Source organism: Chryseobacterium sp. CFS15 (assembly GCF_031118795.1).
Taxonomy (GTDB): Bacteria; Bacteroidota; Bacteroidia; order Flavobacteriales; family Weeksellaceae; genus Chryseobacterium; species Chryseobacterium indoltheticum.
Map to the genome: position 1 here is coordinate 33,817 of NZ_JAVHYL010000014.1, position 14,594 is coordinate 48,410.

Below are 14,594 nucleotides of genomic sequence, written 5' to 3' on the forward strand. Positions count from 1 at the left end.
ATTTATTTTTGAATGGTTTCATAATAAAATACTTTAGATAAAAATGTAGACGAAATTCCTAACTTACTTTTTTCTAAAACTTGTTTTTTAAGGTCAATATCTTTTTTCTCTTCGGCGTACTTTAAAAGATATTTTTCGCTGAACCGAATCGATTTTAGATGATAATTAATGGCAAAATCAGGACGTTTCATATTTTGGGAAATAATAATACCTCCCCAATTAATGTAACTGCATACTAAAACCATTCCATAAAAACACCAACTCATTGAGTTGAAAAGAAATGCATTTCTTTTTTTGTATTGAATTTTAATGATTGTAAGAACCAGACCAATTAATGATAAAAGTAAAAATGCATAAACACCTAATTTTTTATAGGTAAATCCCATATTTGTAATGTATTCGGCGTTTTTTACCGCAGCCGAAATAATTAAAATTGAATTTAGAAAAAGCCAGATTTTCGCCAATATTTTTAAAGTCCTTGCCTTTTTATCAAAATTAAAAACACCTTTAAAATACAGCATAATAACTACAATTGCCATTATTATTGATAAAATGACTGCATCTACACGCTCATGGGTTTCTTCTCCCAATTGAATAGTTGTTTTGGAGATTTCATAAAACTGTTCATAATTATAAGTAACAATAAAGAAAATCAACAAAATATTCAAACAGATAAAAGAAATTACGCCACCCATTCTTTCTGAATCTAAATCCAGAAAAGAAAATGTAGGCTTCTGCATCTTGTTTTCTGTTTTAAATTCATTATCTAAAACATAATTCTGTTGATAAATTTGTTTTTCAACCACAAAATTGAAGAAATTGAAAGCAATGAAAAATCCTAAAACACCAAGACAGAAAATCTGCCAAAGATTAATGTCCAATTCAGAACCGTTAAAAACATTTGCAAAATGATCGCTTCCTGTTGCGTAAATTCCAAAAAATACGGCAACAAAAAAGAAAGGAATTAAAATAAAGGCAACCATTTTTTTCCAGAAGCCTGAATTTTCTGTTTTCGGAAACCATTCATGAAAGCTGAAAACCCTGCAAAAGAATGTGAAAAAATTAATCACAAAAACCGGAACGAGAAAAAGGCTTTTCAAACGTTTGTTTTTTGATCTGAAAGAAAGCAGCAAAAGCGAAACTACCAATGCCAGAAAAGAGCTAAAATCGCCGAACCAAGCAAAAGCTAAACTCGACAGAATACTAGTTGCAAAAAGTAGAAAAAACGTTTTGCTGCGGTTTCTATCCGGGGTTTTAATAAGCGTTAAAATTGAATATAGAACGCCTAAAATACCAAGATTCAGACCGACATTTTCGTTATAAAATAAAACGATAAATGCAATGGTGCTAAGAAATATATAGTGATGTGTTTTCATGAAATTGAGGTTAAGGTTAAGATTGAGGTTGAGGTTGAGGTTAAGGTTGAGGTTAAGGTTGAGGTTGAGATTAATAGTAAACCGGAGTTTCTTTTTGTATGAAAAAGTCCTGAACATTTTCAAAATTTTGCCATAATAAAGATTCAAAATCAATGTGGTGAAATGCTCTCATGTTTTTTCCTTTTTGATAGGCATTACGATACATTTTATAGTATTCCGGAAGAATAATACTTCCTAAAACCACCGCTGCCAAAAGATGGGCATTGAGTTTTCCGTTTCCGAGAAGAAGGAACTGCATCGCAATTTCATCTTCGAAGTTGGTTCCGCAGCCTGTTAATAAATGATGTACATCGTGGTTTTCCATTTTAGGAATCATTGTAAAACCGTGCTTTTTATAAAACTCACCCAATTTTCTGCCTAAAGAATCTTTGTGAAACTCCAGCAATTGTTTTTCATTAAACTGCCATTGTCTTTTTTTCTTTTTGAAATATGTTCTGTAGAGTTTTTGTGTTTTGTCGTAAACGAAAAGAAGGAATTGAATGCGTATTTTTTTCATAGTAATTTATGCTAATATTAAAAATATGTAGAGAAGAAATAAAATTGGGAAATTGAAAAACAAGAGAATTGCCGAATTTTTAAACTCTTTTTTATTTTCCGGAAATACATAATAAAAAACGAAAAGAAGCGCTATCGACAAGACATTTATAATTATATTCAATCCTGACAAAAAAATTAAACTAAATGCAAGTTCATCCTGTATTTCAAGAAGCATTAATAAAAAAATTATAATCCCAATCAGCCAACTGATACAGAAATAAATTAATGCAATATTATTTAGCTCAAACTTCTTCATCACGTTCAAGTTTGAAAACTGTAATTTCGGGACGCACCATAAATCTCACCTGAAAAGAATGACCCAAAGCGCGATTGATATACAACATTCTTCCATCTTCTAAATCAATTTCACCGGAAACATATTTTTTATTTTCCACCGGAAGAATTGGGGTAATGACTCCGGGAATTCGGCATTGTCCGCCGTGAGTATGTCCACTCAAAATCCAGCCTTGATAACCGTTCCAGACATCTTTGTCGCAAACATCGGGATTGTGGCAAAGCACAAGATTGGCTTTTTCGGGAATGTAATCTTTCATCACCTTCATGGGATCAAAATTAGGTGACCACAAATCATCAAAACCTATAATATTTAATCCGTGAGATTCTGTCTGCTCATTTTTAAGCATTTTGATGCCATTATTTTGGAGAATTCGATAAATCTCTTCTGAAGAACCTAAATCTTTCCAGTTTTTTCCGTAATCGTGATTTCCGAGAATTCCGAAAGTGCCCAGCTTTCCGTAAACTGCTTTTGCCATTACTTTTTCTAGATTTTTGTGATCTTCTTCTGTTCCATGATTTACGTAATCACCAGTGTACACCACAAAATCCGGATTAAATTCTTTTGCCTTCTGGAATGACTCAATTAAAAAATTCCAGTCGAATCTGTCTCCTACATGTAAATCGGAAATCTGCATGAGAATTTTTCCTTCCAATTCTTCAGGTAAATTTTTTATTGGAAGTTTTCGTTCTACAAATTCTACCCAAAAAGGCTCAATTTGCCAAGAATAAAGAAAAGGCAAAGCACCGACTGCCGAAAGCTGTAAAAGTCTTTTTAGAAATTTTTTCCTAGTCATGATTTATATATTGCGTGAAGTAATTTTTAACTCTCAATATTACATTAACTTCCGGCGAAAGGTGTCCCGAATAAACCTACTGCAAGCTCCACCCAAGTAAGAATCAGTATAAACAAAACCACGACGCATAGAAGGATTTTGTAGGTTTTGTTTTTTACAATCCGACGAATCAAATCGATAATAATTGCCGTTCCGAATAAAAGTATAACGGCAATAAGAAAATCGGCGGGAGACCAATTGAATTCTTTAGAAAATAGATTCCCAAGTACCGCAAACACCATTATTAAGGTGGGAACAAAATAAATCATTGTTGTTTTTTGTTTTTGTGTCATCATAATATTTAATTTTAATTATTAAAAGTACTTTGTATTTCAAAGTTAATTTTCAAAAAAATATAGGTTTTATCTGCCTATTAATTTTTCTAATGCATCTAAATGCTCGGTAAATGCAGTTCTTCCTGACTGTGTTACACGGTATGAAGTCTTGGGCTTTTTGCCTACAAATTCTTTTTTCACTTCAATATAATTAGCTTTTTCCAAGGCATTGCTGTGACTTGCCATATTTCCGTCTGTAATTTCAAGAATATTTTTCATTTCAGAAAAATCAACCCAGTCATTGACCATAAGAACGGACATAATGCCCAATCTTACACGGCTTTCGAATTCTTTATTGAGTTGACTGATGTTAATCATTGCTAATAGTATCTTAGTTAAAAAAGTTTTTTAGTTTTATTTATTTTGGTGATAATTTCTTATAGTTTTGATGTATCCATTCAATAATTTTCCAATTTCTTCACACGAATTAATAGCGTTTTCAAAGGTTATATTATTTATATAAATAAGGTCTCTTTCTAAAATTAAATAATACTTTACCTCTTGTAATGAACCTTCAGAATGAGAAATATAATTCAATTTATTTTGTAGGGTTTTCTTAGTAAATCCTTCTGCAATATTAGCTGGAATTGAAACAGCCGCTCGTCTTAACTGGCTTGTCAAAGCATAAGTTTCCTCTTTTGGAAATGCTGAACTTATTCTATAAGTCTCCAAAACAAATTCATGCGACTTTTGCCAAAAAATCAAATCCCTAAACGAAATAATATTTCCCATATCAACTAACTAACTAACTAACTAACTAACTAACTAACTATTTATACTTCTTATGCATAATCAAGCCATATACAATATGCAAAACTCCAAAACCAATCGTCCAGGCAATTAATCCCCATCCTAAGAATAGAAAGGAAAGCAACCCAAGAATAATTTGGCAATAGCCTAAATATTTAATATCCGTCAAAGTATAGCGTTCTGCACTTACCAAAGCCAATCCGTAGAAAATTAATGTGGCGGGTGCTACTAAAACAAATAGATGATGATACAGCAACACGAGACAAAATAAGCCACCTGTTACCAAAGGAACAGCGAATGTTACTAAAAGTCTTTTCGTGGTTGCGTCCCAGATTTTCAATCCTTTCTTTTTGCTTTTATTGGCAGTGAGAATATAACCGCTAAAAATTGCAACGACCAAAATAACAGCTCCGATAAGAACCAGTTCTTTAACCAGTTCTTTCCCGAAAATATTTCTGTCGCCATCAAAATAATCAATACCTTCTCTCTGAAAAACAAAGTAGACATAAACCGCTCCGATAATTGCCGCCAGACCAGCAACAACTCCGGATAATCCGCTTAATGAAATAAATCTAGAAGATCGCTCCATCATAGAACGAATATGCGATAAGTCTTCGTGATAGTTTTTTGATTCCATATTAAAAGAACTTTGAATTACAAAGTTATATTATATTTTGAAATAACAAAATGTTTTTTTATAATTTTTTGCTCAATGCTTTCGCAACTTTATCAATTGTCAATCCCTGAATCAGAATACTAAACAAAACCACAAAGTAAGTAGCAATAAGAAGAACTTCTTTAGATGGGCTTTCTGGCAACGATAATACTAACGCAAGCGAGAGCCCGCCTCTTAATCCGCCCCAGGCAATAATTTTTGCATCATTTTTACCAATACCAATTCTTTTTGGAAGAATTTTTAACGGTAAAAAGACGACTAAAGTCCTTATTATAAGAACAACAGCCACGGAAATCAGCCCTAAATAAATATAGCTTTCTTCAAAATCTATCACAACAAGCACGAATGCAATGATGATAAATAAAACAGCATTTAAGATAACGTCTACCAATTCCCAAAACTTGTGGACGTATTCCTGAGTAATATCGCTCATCGCAACAGAAGTACGGAAGTTTCCTACAATGAGCCCCATCACAACCATTGAGAGTGCCCCTGAAATATGGAAATAATTGGCAAAATAATATCCGCTCATCACAAATGCGAGCGTAAGTAATATTTCGGTTTCATAATGGTCGATAGATTTTAAGAAAAGATATAAAATATACCCTAAAACTACGCCCCAGATAATGCCTCCGATCGCCTCCTGAAGAAACAAAACGCCGAAATGCGAAAAGCTGAATTCTCCTGTTTTCAAAGTATCCAAAAGCGCAATAAAAACAACAACTCCGATTCCGTCATTAAATAAGCTTTCTCCAACGATGATAGATTCTGTTTTTTTGGGAACTCCTGCTTTTTTCAGAATACCCAAAACTGCAATAGGATCTGTAGGCGAAATGAGAGCCCCAAAAAGCAGACAGTAAATAAAGTTTATTTCTATTCCTAAAAAACCTGATATATAATAAGTAGCACCAGCAATAAGAATTGTAGACAACAAAACTCCTAAAATTGCGTAGTTGGCAATCGGCCTTATCTGACCTTTTATATCTTCCCAATCGGTATGCAAAGCGCCGGCAAAGAGAAGAAAACCGAGTAAAATATCAATTATAATTTTATCAATCCTTGCATTTTCAAAAAAAATTTCGACGGCACTCACATCAAATCCGAAGAGAAAGTGCGAAGAGATAATAGCGATCGATAATATGGTTGATAAAAAGAACAACCCAATAACGAAAGGCAATTTTATAAACTTCTGATTGATGTAAGCGAACAAAGCTGATAGACTTATGAGTAAAGTCAGTACTAAATATATGCTCATATAAATTGTAATTAATTATTTTAAAAGCCGGAAACTCAATAAGAGTATCCGGCTTTCAAATTATGGAAATTTTAGTTTAAAAAAATAATATTTAAGTAAAATCCACTAAATGGGACTTTCTGGTAAAAAGTTATTTATTTCTAAGCCTTTCTTTAATAGCCTCAATATTTTTCTTTGCAGAATCTTCAAGAATTAAACTTGCACTCATATGAATTCTTGCAGGCATCAATTCATTAAAATGTTCTGTGCCTTCCCAAGAAACTTTTTTTATTAAAGCTAAAGCACCCTCGCTTCTTGTAGACAGCGTGTTTAAGAATTTTTCCAATTTAGAATCCATTTCTACAATGTTTTCTGAAACTGAATGATAAATATTATGCTGTTCGGCCCATTCTGCCGATCTGAAGTCTGCGTCAATTGCCATTGCCGAAAACTGTGATTTGCCGATTTTTCTTTCTACATACGGACCGATCACGAAAGGCCCGATTCCTAAATTGATCTCGGTTAATGCCAAAGCAGAATCTTTGGTTGCAAAACAATAATCTGCTCCGCAGGCAATTCCTACTCCGCCACCTGTAGTTTTTCCCTGAACTCTTACAACGACTATTTTACCGCAATTTCGCATTGCATTTAAAACTTTGGCAAAACCTCCGAAAAATTTTGTGGAAGTCTCTAATTCATCGATGGCCAAAAGCTCATCAAAACTCGCCCCTGCACAAAAGGCTTTTTCACCCTCACTTTTTACAAGAATAGCTTTTACTTCATTTTTCGCACCTTCTTCTAAAATAGTTTGTGCTAATTTTTCGAGAATTACTCCGGGAAGAGCGTTGCTTTTTGCCGTGCCGAAAGTAATTTCGGCAATATTATTTTTAATTTCTGATGTTACAAAATCACTCATTTTTAGTCTTTATTCGATTTATACAAAAGTACTAAATAAAGCACTTTTGAGAAAGTTAATGCTATAATTTTTAGCGCTAAAAATGTAGAAGGCAAAATTACATCCGTATTTATACGGATATAAAAATACAGTATTTATACCCTATTCTAATTTATTTAAAATCTGTTATTTTGTGGTAATTAAAAAGGTAAAAACTAATTCCCATGAAAACTTTTATTAAACGCTAAAAGTTTTTAAAACACGATTCTAAGCATAAATGAAAATTCCCTTTTAGCAGGGAATTTTTTTGTTATCAGAAAACGCTTATCCTATTTTTCTTCCGTAAAGCAGCATTCTTTTAAACGAATAAATTGCAGGGAATTTCTTGAATTTTTCAGTAATTCTCTTTTTATATTCACCAATAAATCTCTCTTTACTCACCTCATTCAATCTTTCCAAATACGGAATTAACGCTGAACCCGAAATAAACTGAAATAGTTTCTCTGCATCATCAGTTATAATCGGATACACTTTTATAGAGATATTTAAATCTTTCAACCCTGCCTCAAACATCATTTTAGCATAATCGTCCAAACCTAAAACCGGAGAAACTCTATTCCATTGTTGAAGTTGCGTTTCGTAAGGTTCTTCTGAAGCGAGTTGAAACAAAATTTGATTGAGAATATTTTCAGACTGCAAAGGCATTTGAACGGCAAATTGCCCATTTTCACTTAGTAGAGAAAGCAGTTTGGGAAACAATTTTTCATGATCGTCTGACCACTGTAAAGCGGCATTGCTAAAAATTAGATCCCACTTTTCTTCGGAGTCATATAATTCTTCAACCTTTTTTTGCTGAAAACTTAATCTATCATTGTGAAAGGAAATAGATTGTGACAGCATTTCAGCTGAAGAATCAATTCCTAAAAACTCTGCATCAACAAATTTTTCTGACAGAATATGAGTCTGTTCGCCCGTTCCGCAACCAATATCGATTGCTTTCTTTAAACCATCTGCGGAAATAAGCTGCATCAAATCAAAAAATGGTTGATAACGGATGTTTTTAAACTGATTGTAAACTTCAGGATTCCAGGGCATATTTATATTTTTACTTGGTGAAATTATTTGTTCTTTAAAGCTAGAATATATTTATCAATAAAAAGCTGCTTTTCTTTTGATTTATATTGCTGAATATATCTCGGATGCTCTAAAACCGTCATTTTGTCAAACAGATTTGCTTCCGTATTTAATTTTGAAATGAACTGGGCATTCTTCTTTCCTAAAATAAAAACTTCCGAAGTATCGAGATTCAAACTGATATGTTTTTTCAGACAGTCGATCATGAAAACTTTTACAGCATTGAAAAGTTCTTTATCATCGTAATAATTGGCATTAATCCAGGTGTTTTTTGCTTTTCGTACAATTGCTAAAGGGAAAGGTGAATTGATGTAAATATCTCTGTAAAATTCATCTGCACCGCCATAAGACGCGATCATATCATACATAAAAACGGAAGAAACCTCATGCGTATGGGCTGATTCCATTTTAATTCCGCAAACACTTTTCAAACGTTTTGTATCAGTAAACGGAACGCCTGTAACTCCTGCTCCGTGTCGGCTGGGATTAATTCCGATTAAAAATTTTCTTTGAATTGAATCGTTGTAATATTTATGATAAAACTTTTCCATGACAACCATTGTTTCAGGATTATCTAAATACGGATTCAGAATCTGAAAATCTTTCGGCAATTGTCCAGAGTAGTGCAAGTTTTTATTGAACTCAACAATTTTTTCAGCAAAAGTATTACTCATATGAAGAGTTTATGATAGAAAAACAAAATTTTGTGGCTGATCATTTTCATCTTCGTCTTCATCCTCTTCTTCATCACTTAGTGCCAATTCGATGTCGATAAACTGAATATACAAGCCACAGATCTCTCCTTTTGCATCATACGCAAAATACACCGGATAAGATCCGTCCCCAAAGCCACTCGCAAACATAGGAATTTGAAATGCTGTATTTGGTATTGTCCAGTTGATCCAATCACCTGCATCTCTTTGATTTTGTGGATTCTGCTGATAACTTTGAGCAAACAATTCAGCAAAATAATCATCATAAACATTGTCTACAATTAGTTCCTCTAAAAACTTATCGAATACAGGAAGTGCTTCTGCATCGGCAATACATCCCAATCCGGCATCCACATGAAATCCAAAAAAATCGTCTTCTTTTACGCCTTCAAGATTTTCGTTTCCAATCAAAGCTTCCTGATAAAGAATAGGTTTTTCGTCACTAAACTTTACCTTTACAGCAGCATATCGGTCACCCCAATCCTCCGATTTTACAACAGCAATTGTTACGGGAAAATTTCCTTTTGGAGCTTCAAGAAAATATGGTTTTTGTTTTGAATTGAGAAATACCAAAGGATCTCGTACGACCACTTTTCCGGAAGGCAGAGAAACATTTCCGATTTCCATGACTTCCATTTTTTCACCAGCGATTTCTTTTGACGTAAAATAAGACTCCAAATCTGTAGGACAAGTCAGTATATTTTTTACTTTCTCGTACTTCTGCATCCAGCTTTCTTCCATGATAAATATTTTTTGAATTGATTTAAACATGAAAATAAGGAATTAAAATAAAGACATCAAATATGGCGAAGTTTTTAACAAAAGATTATAAAAACAGCGTAACAAAAATTGCTACGCTGTTAAATTGATATATTTCTAGTTTTAAACTAATTAAATCAAGCCAAACTGTTCAAAATGATGTGTGAAATGTTTTCTTTGGAAAAGCTCCATCATTTCCTTGTTCAAATGTCCAAATCTTGGATTATAATGTTCTGCAAAAGGATTTTCTTTGAAATAAACCATAAACTCTTTTAATGTTTCTATCAACTGAGTTTTAGCTGCATCCAGATTTTTATTTTTATTCTGAGGAATTTCTCCTTCTTTCCATAAGGGATATTGAGCTCCCGGACGAATCTTTTTATCAGTGTACAACCAATCCTGAAGCAGTTCTAATTTTTCGGCAGGAATTTCAGGAAAATCTTCCGGTTTCAAATTGCCGAAACCATTTCTCAATACTTCTTCCAAATGCTCAACCATTAATTGCGGAGTAAAATCTCCAAAAACAGGTTGCGTTTTTTCAGTCAAAGCATTTAATTTTTTCTGAATATTCTGAACTTTGAAATCAATAAACGGAGAATGTTTAGCGACTAATGTTAAAATTGTAGCAACACAAACTATTTCATCTCTTTGATTAACAACCTCAACCAACCATTTTACAACTCCGGAAGGAATGTTTCTACCCTTTACACCACGATTGATTTTTTCTTTTGCCGTTAAATAAACCGTAATTGTGTCTCCTGCATAAACTGGTTTGAAGAACGAACAGTTTTCTAATCCATAATTGGCGATAACCGGACCTTTTTTACCTGAAACGAACAATCCCGCCGCCGCTGAAAGGATAAAATATCCATGAGCAACGGTTTTATCGAAAATAGTTCCTGTTAAGCTTGTAGCATCGGTATGTGCATAAAAATGATCCCATGAAACATTCGAGAAATTCACAATATCTGCATCAGTAACCGTTCTTCCTGCTGTTTCCAACGAATCTCCAACCTCAACATCTTCAAAATATTTCTGGAAAGGGTGTTTGTCTGAATATTTTTTCTCCGCGCCTTGCTGATATACTTTTGTAATCGCTGTCAAAATATCCGGCGAACCTTGAATCGCTGTCTTTTGAAGGAAGAAATGAAGACCATTCAGTCCACCCATTTCTTCGCCTCCACCTGCTCTTCCGGGACCACCATGCATTAAAGTAGGAAGCGGAGAACCGTGACCTGTACTTTCTTTCGCATTATCTCTGTTTAACACGAAAATTCTACCGTGCTGGGAAGCCATTTTCCACGAAGTTTCGGCTACAAATTTCTCATCGTGAGAAACAATTGAACCCACCAAACTTCCTTTTCCTCTTTTTGCCAACGCCGCAGCTTCTTCCGCATCTTTGTAAGGCATCAACGTAGAAACCGGACCGAAAGCTTCAACATCATGAGAGATATTTTTGGTGAAAGGAGAATCATTTAAGAACAATTTCGGACTCATAAATGCACCATTTTCATAGTCTGCATCTACCAATTCATGTTTTCCGTCATAAATTAATTCCGTTTCAGTTTTTAAGATATTTACTTTTCTTAAAACCTCATCGTACTGCTGTTTTCCAACCAAAGACCCCATTCTGGTTTCTCTACTTAAAGGATTTCCTATTTTAGTTTGGTCTAAAGCTTTAGACAAAGCATTCTGAACATCTCCAATTAAGTTTTCAGGAACGAGAATTCTTCTGATCGCTGTACATTTTTGTCCGGCTTTTGTGGTCATTTCTGTACGAACCTCTTTAATGAAAAGATCAAATTCAGGAGTTCCCGGTTTTGCATCCAACCCAAGAATTGAGCAGTTCAAAGAGTCTGCTTCCATATTGAAACGAACAGCATTTCCTGAAACAGAAGGCAAAGCTTTTAACTTTCTACCTGTCGTTGCAGAACCTGTGAACAATACAGAATCTCCATCCTTAACATGATCCAAAATATTTCCCGGTTCACCACAAACCAATTGAAGAGCGCCTTCAGGAAGAACACCGCTTTCAATCATATCCTGGAAAACTGCATTCGTTAAATAAGAACCAAACGGCGAAGGCTTCACAATTGACGGAACACCTGCCAATAAAGATGTGGATAACTTTTCCAACATTCCCCAAACCGGAAAGTTATAAGCGTTTATCTGCACAGAAACACCTTCACTTGGCGTTAAAATATGAGCTCCCAAGAAAGTTCCGTTTGCAGAAATTTTCTGAGTTTCCCCATCTACCCAAAACGGAGTGTTCGGAAGCATTCTTTTTGCCAACCCAGAATAGGTGAAGAACGTACCAAAACCTCCTTCGATATCTACCCAAGAGTCTGCGTGCGTCGCTCCGGTTTTATATGACAATTCGTAATATTTTTTCTTTCTTTCTAAAAGGTAAAGTGCTACTTTTTTCAACATTTCTCCACGATCGTAGAACGTCATGGAAGAAAGATTTTTGTAACCCACTGTTCTTCCGTAGTCAAGAGCCTGTTCAAAATTCAGCCCTTCTGTATCTGAAACAGCAACCTGCTCTCCTGTCACGGCATTGTATAAAGGAATCCCGTTTCCGTTACCTTCTACCCATTCGCCATGAATATAGTTTTTTAATTTTTCCATATAGTTTTTATATTTCTAATTTAACAATGTATCAATCTAGCAGTTTACCAATGAGATGCTTTGACAGGCTCAGCATGACATAACGACATTATTGTTAGATTTTTACATTGGTATATTGTTACATTTATTTATTTCGGTTCCTGATACGGAAACAATTTCACTAAACCTTCATACAAACTTCTGTGAAGAATGGTTGCATGGTTGTCTGTTTCCATCATTTTATATTCTACCGTCCAGTTTTTCTTGTTTGATTTTTTCAGAATATCATCTAAACTTTCGGCATCTTTTATCATTACCGGATGCTCCCCTTTTCCGACAGAAACATAAATAAATTTCTTTGTATCGGGAATTTTAGTTAACAATTGAGAAGCTTGTTTTAGAAGACTTTCATCATCCCACCACAAACTCGGACTGATGATAAAATAGTTATTAAACATTTCCGGTTTTTTCAACAAAATTTCTGTTGCCAAAAGTCCACCTAAAGATTGCCCGAATAAATATTTATCTGCTGTTTTAAACTGACTTTCTATATACGGTTTTAATTCTTTCTCCAAAAAACTGATAAATTTATCTGAATGCCCCGTTGTAGGATAATCTGTCTGTAAATCTTTTAAATCAGTATGAAAAGTGAAATCTTTCTTTCTGTCAATATTGGCAATTCCCACCACAATTGTTTCCGGCATAGAATACATTTGATTAAAGAATTGCACCAATCCTGTAACGTGAATAAAATCTTCATTCATGCTTCCATCCAACAAATAGATAATTGGGTAAGATTTTGTTTTGTCGAAATTTTGTGGAAGATAGATGTTAAGAATTCTATCTTCTTTTAAAATCTTAGACTTGAATATTCTGATTTCTCCAATAGTCAATGGTTTTACATTTTCAGTCTGGGCAAAAACCATACTTTGAAATGCAAACAAAATACTACAGGAAATGAGAAGTTTTTTTAGCATACTTTATTAATTGTTAATCGTCCTTTCAAAACCTCATAGGTTTTAGAAACCTATGAGGTTTGAGTTGAACTCTATTTTATTCGATTGTTAGAAAATCATACTCAACATTTGACTTATGATATTCTACAAAATCTTTTATTGTGTCAAAATATTGCATCATTTCTTTTCTTTCAATTTTACTTTCTTTAGCCAAATTAATATAAGAATGATAAGATGAATATTTCCAATCATTAATATCTTCAACAAACCTGTGATTGACGGGGTTATTGTGAATATAATATAATAATTTAATCAAATACTTTTCATCGCCCACTTTCTTGCGTTTTAAAAAATCAAGAAAAAGTGATCCTTTTCTATTGTATTTCTTATTATATGCTTTTGCCTAACCATTTAATAAATTACTAAACTGTTTCATTAAATATTTATGCTCATCTTCATTTGATAGTTGGTTTGAATCTTTAAACCTTATTAATAAATGAAAATGATTGGGCATTAAACAATACGCATATATTTCAGCTATCAGAAGAATATATTTTAAAATCTTACTTAAAAAATATTTATAATTTTCATCTTCCCGAAAAATTAAATCTTTTCCGTTTGCATGGGTGTAAATATGATATACATAACCATATTCAAAACCTTCTGTATTTGACATGTTTTTTCTTCATTTATGTGTTTTAATATTGAAACCTCATAGGTTTTGAAAACCTATGAGGTTTAGCTATGGACAATCATTTCACATCATCCCAAATGCTGTAATCAACAACTTTCGTAGGAATCTGCTGAACATATTCTGTAAATGGTTCACAAGGTAGAATCGCATCTTTTCCTTCTCTTGCCAATTCCTGATAAAGTTTTGTGCCTTCTGTTTTCCATTTAATCATTTCATCAGAAACATCACGGATGATCTTTGCGGGACTACCAACAATTAATTTTCTCGCATCACATCTGAAATTCGCAGGAACAAAAGCCAAAGCACCGATAATACATTCGTCACCGATTACAGCTTTATCCATTACGACAGCATTCATTCCAACCAAACAGTTTTTCCCAATATGCCCGGAATGGATAATTGCTCCATGACCGATATGTGCGGATTCTTCTAAAATCGTTTCAATACCCGGAAAAACGTGAAGTGTACAGTTTTCCTGAACATTTGCACCGTCTTTGATGATAATTTTTCCCCAATCGCCACGGATAACCGCATTGGGACCTATATAAACTTCTTCGCCAATCTCAACATTTCCGATAATCACCGCTTGCGGATGAACGTAAGCGGAAGGTTTTATGATAGGGCGAATGCCGTGATATGAGTAGATATTCATAATTTTTTAATTAAAAAATTAATTTAACAATGTATCAATCTAACAGTTTACCAATTGATGCTTCGACAAGCTAAGCATGACAAGGC

The 14,594-nt window shown here is 33.8% G+C and carries 17 protein-coding genes; all 17 read right to left on the reverse strand.

What is annotated here, in order from left to right:
* Positions 1-2: 2 nt before the first annotated feature.
* On the reverse strand, positions 3-1,376 hold the full coding sequence (locus tag OH814_RS18345; RefSeq protein ID WP_308829157.1) for a DUF4153 domain-containing protein: 1,374 nt from the start codon (positions 1,374-1,376) through the stop codon (positions 3-5).
* A 70-nt stretch (positions 1,377-1,446) separates the two neighbouring features.
* On the reverse strand, positions 1,447-1,932 hold the full coding sequence (locus OH814_RS18350) for a Coq4 family protein (protein WP_308829158.1): 486 nt from the start codon (positions 1,930-1,932) through the stop codon (positions 1,447-1,449).
* Between the two features lie 283 nt (positions 1,933-2,215).
* On the reverse strand, positions 2,216-3,064 hold the full coding sequence (locus tag OH814_RS18355; RefSeq protein ID WP_308829159.1) for a metallophosphoesterase: 849 nt from the start codon (positions 3,062-3,064) through the stop codon (positions 2,216-2,218).
* Between the two features lie 44 nt (positions 3,065-3,108).
* On the reverse strand, positions 3,109-3,399 hold the full coding sequence (locus tag OH814_RS18360; RefSeq protein ID WP_308829160.1) for a hypothetical protein: 291 nt from the start codon (positions 3,397-3,399) through the stop codon (positions 3,109-3,111).
* A gap of 66 nt (positions 3,400-3,465) precedes the next feature.
* Positions 3,466-3,756: a transcriptional regulator gene (locus OH814_RS18365; protein WP_079466503.1), complete on the reverse strand. Its 291-nt coding sequence runs from the start codon at positions 3,754-3,756 to the stop codon at positions 3,466-3,468.
* Positions 3,757-3,792: 36 nt separating this feature from the next.
* Positions 3,793-4,170 carry a four helix bundle protein gene (locus tag OH814_RS18370; protein ID WP_308829161.1) on the reverse strand — a complete coding sequence of 126 codons (378 nt, stop codon included), beginning with the start codon at positions 4,168-4,170 and terminating at the stop codon, positions 3,793-3,795.
* Between the two features lie 37 nt (positions 4,171-4,207).
* On the reverse strand, positions 4,208-4,825 hold the full coding sequence (locus tag OH814_RS18375; RefSeq protein WP_076560071.1) for a hypothetical protein: 618 nt from the start codon (positions 4,823-4,825) through the stop codon (positions 4,208-4,210).
* A 58-nt stretch (positions 4,826-4,883) separates the two neighbouring features.
* Positions 4,884-6,119 (reverse strand): sodium:proton antiporter, encoded by a 1,236-nt coding sequence (locus tag OH814_RS18380; RefSeq protein WP_201133302.1) that lies wholly within the window; start codon positions 6,117-6,119, stop codon positions 4,884-4,886.
* A 130-nt stretch (positions 6,120-6,249) separates the two neighbouring features.
* A complete protein-coding gene (locus OH814_RS18385) occupies positions 6,250-7,014 on the reverse strand; it encodes an enoyl-CoA hydratase/isomerase family protein (RefSeq protein ID WP_308829162.1) in 765 nt (254 codons plus the stop codon).
* Between the two features lie 303 nt (positions 7,015-7,317).
* Entirely contained in the window at positions 7,318-8,088 is a 771-nt protein-coding gene (locus OH814_RS18390; protein WP_308829163.1) for a methyltransferase domain-containing protein, read from the reverse strand.
* A gap of 23 nt (positions 8,089-8,111) precedes the next feature.
* Entirely contained in the window at positions 8,112-8,801 is a 690-nt protein-coding gene (locus OH814_RS18395; RefSeq protein ID WP_308829164.1) for an SMUG2 DNA glycosylase family protein, read from the reverse strand.
* A gap of 9 nt (positions 8,802-8,810) precedes the next feature.
* The gene (locus OH814_RS18400; RefSeq protein WP_308829165.1) at positions 8,811-9,581 is read right to left on the reverse strand and encodes a DUF4241 domain-containing protein; all 771 of its coding nucleotides are present in this window, start codon (positions 9,579-9,581) and stop codon (positions 8,811-8,813) included.
* Between the two features lie 150 nt (positions 9,582-9,731).
* Positions 9,732-12,227, reverse strand: coding sequence for a phenylacetic acid degradation bifunctional protein PaaZ (gene paaZ, locus OH814_RS18405; RefSeq protein WP_308829166.1), 2,496 nt, complete (start codon positions 12,225-12,227; stop codon positions 9,732-9,734).
* Positions 12,228-12,355: 128 nt separating this feature from the next.
* Positions 12,356-13,183: an alpha/beta hydrolase-fold protein gene (locus OH814_RS18410; protein ID WP_308829167.1), complete on the reverse strand. Its 828-nt coding sequence runs from the start codon at positions 13,181-13,183 to the stop codon at positions 12,356-12,358.
* Between the two features lie 76 nt (positions 13,184-13,259).
* Complete coding sequence (locus OH814_RS18415; protein ID WP_308829168.1) at positions 13,260-13,496, reverse strand: hypothetical protein; 237 nt, start codon at positions 13,494-13,496, stop codon at positions 13,260-13,262.
* Between the two features lie 69 nt (positions 13,497-13,565).
* Positions 13,566-13,838, reverse strand: a complete 273-nt coding sequence (locus tag OH814_RS18420; RefSeq protein WP_308829169.1) for a transposase — start codon at positions 13,836-13,838, stop codon at positions 13,566-13,568.
* Positions 13,839-13,914: 76 nt separating this feature from the next.
* A complete protein-coding gene (locus tag OH814_RS18425; RefSeq protein WP_079466494.1) occupies positions 13,915-14,508 on the reverse strand; it encodes a transferase hexapeptide repeat family protein in 594 nt (197 codons plus the stop codon).
* Positions 14,509-14,594: the final 86 nt, after the last annotated feature.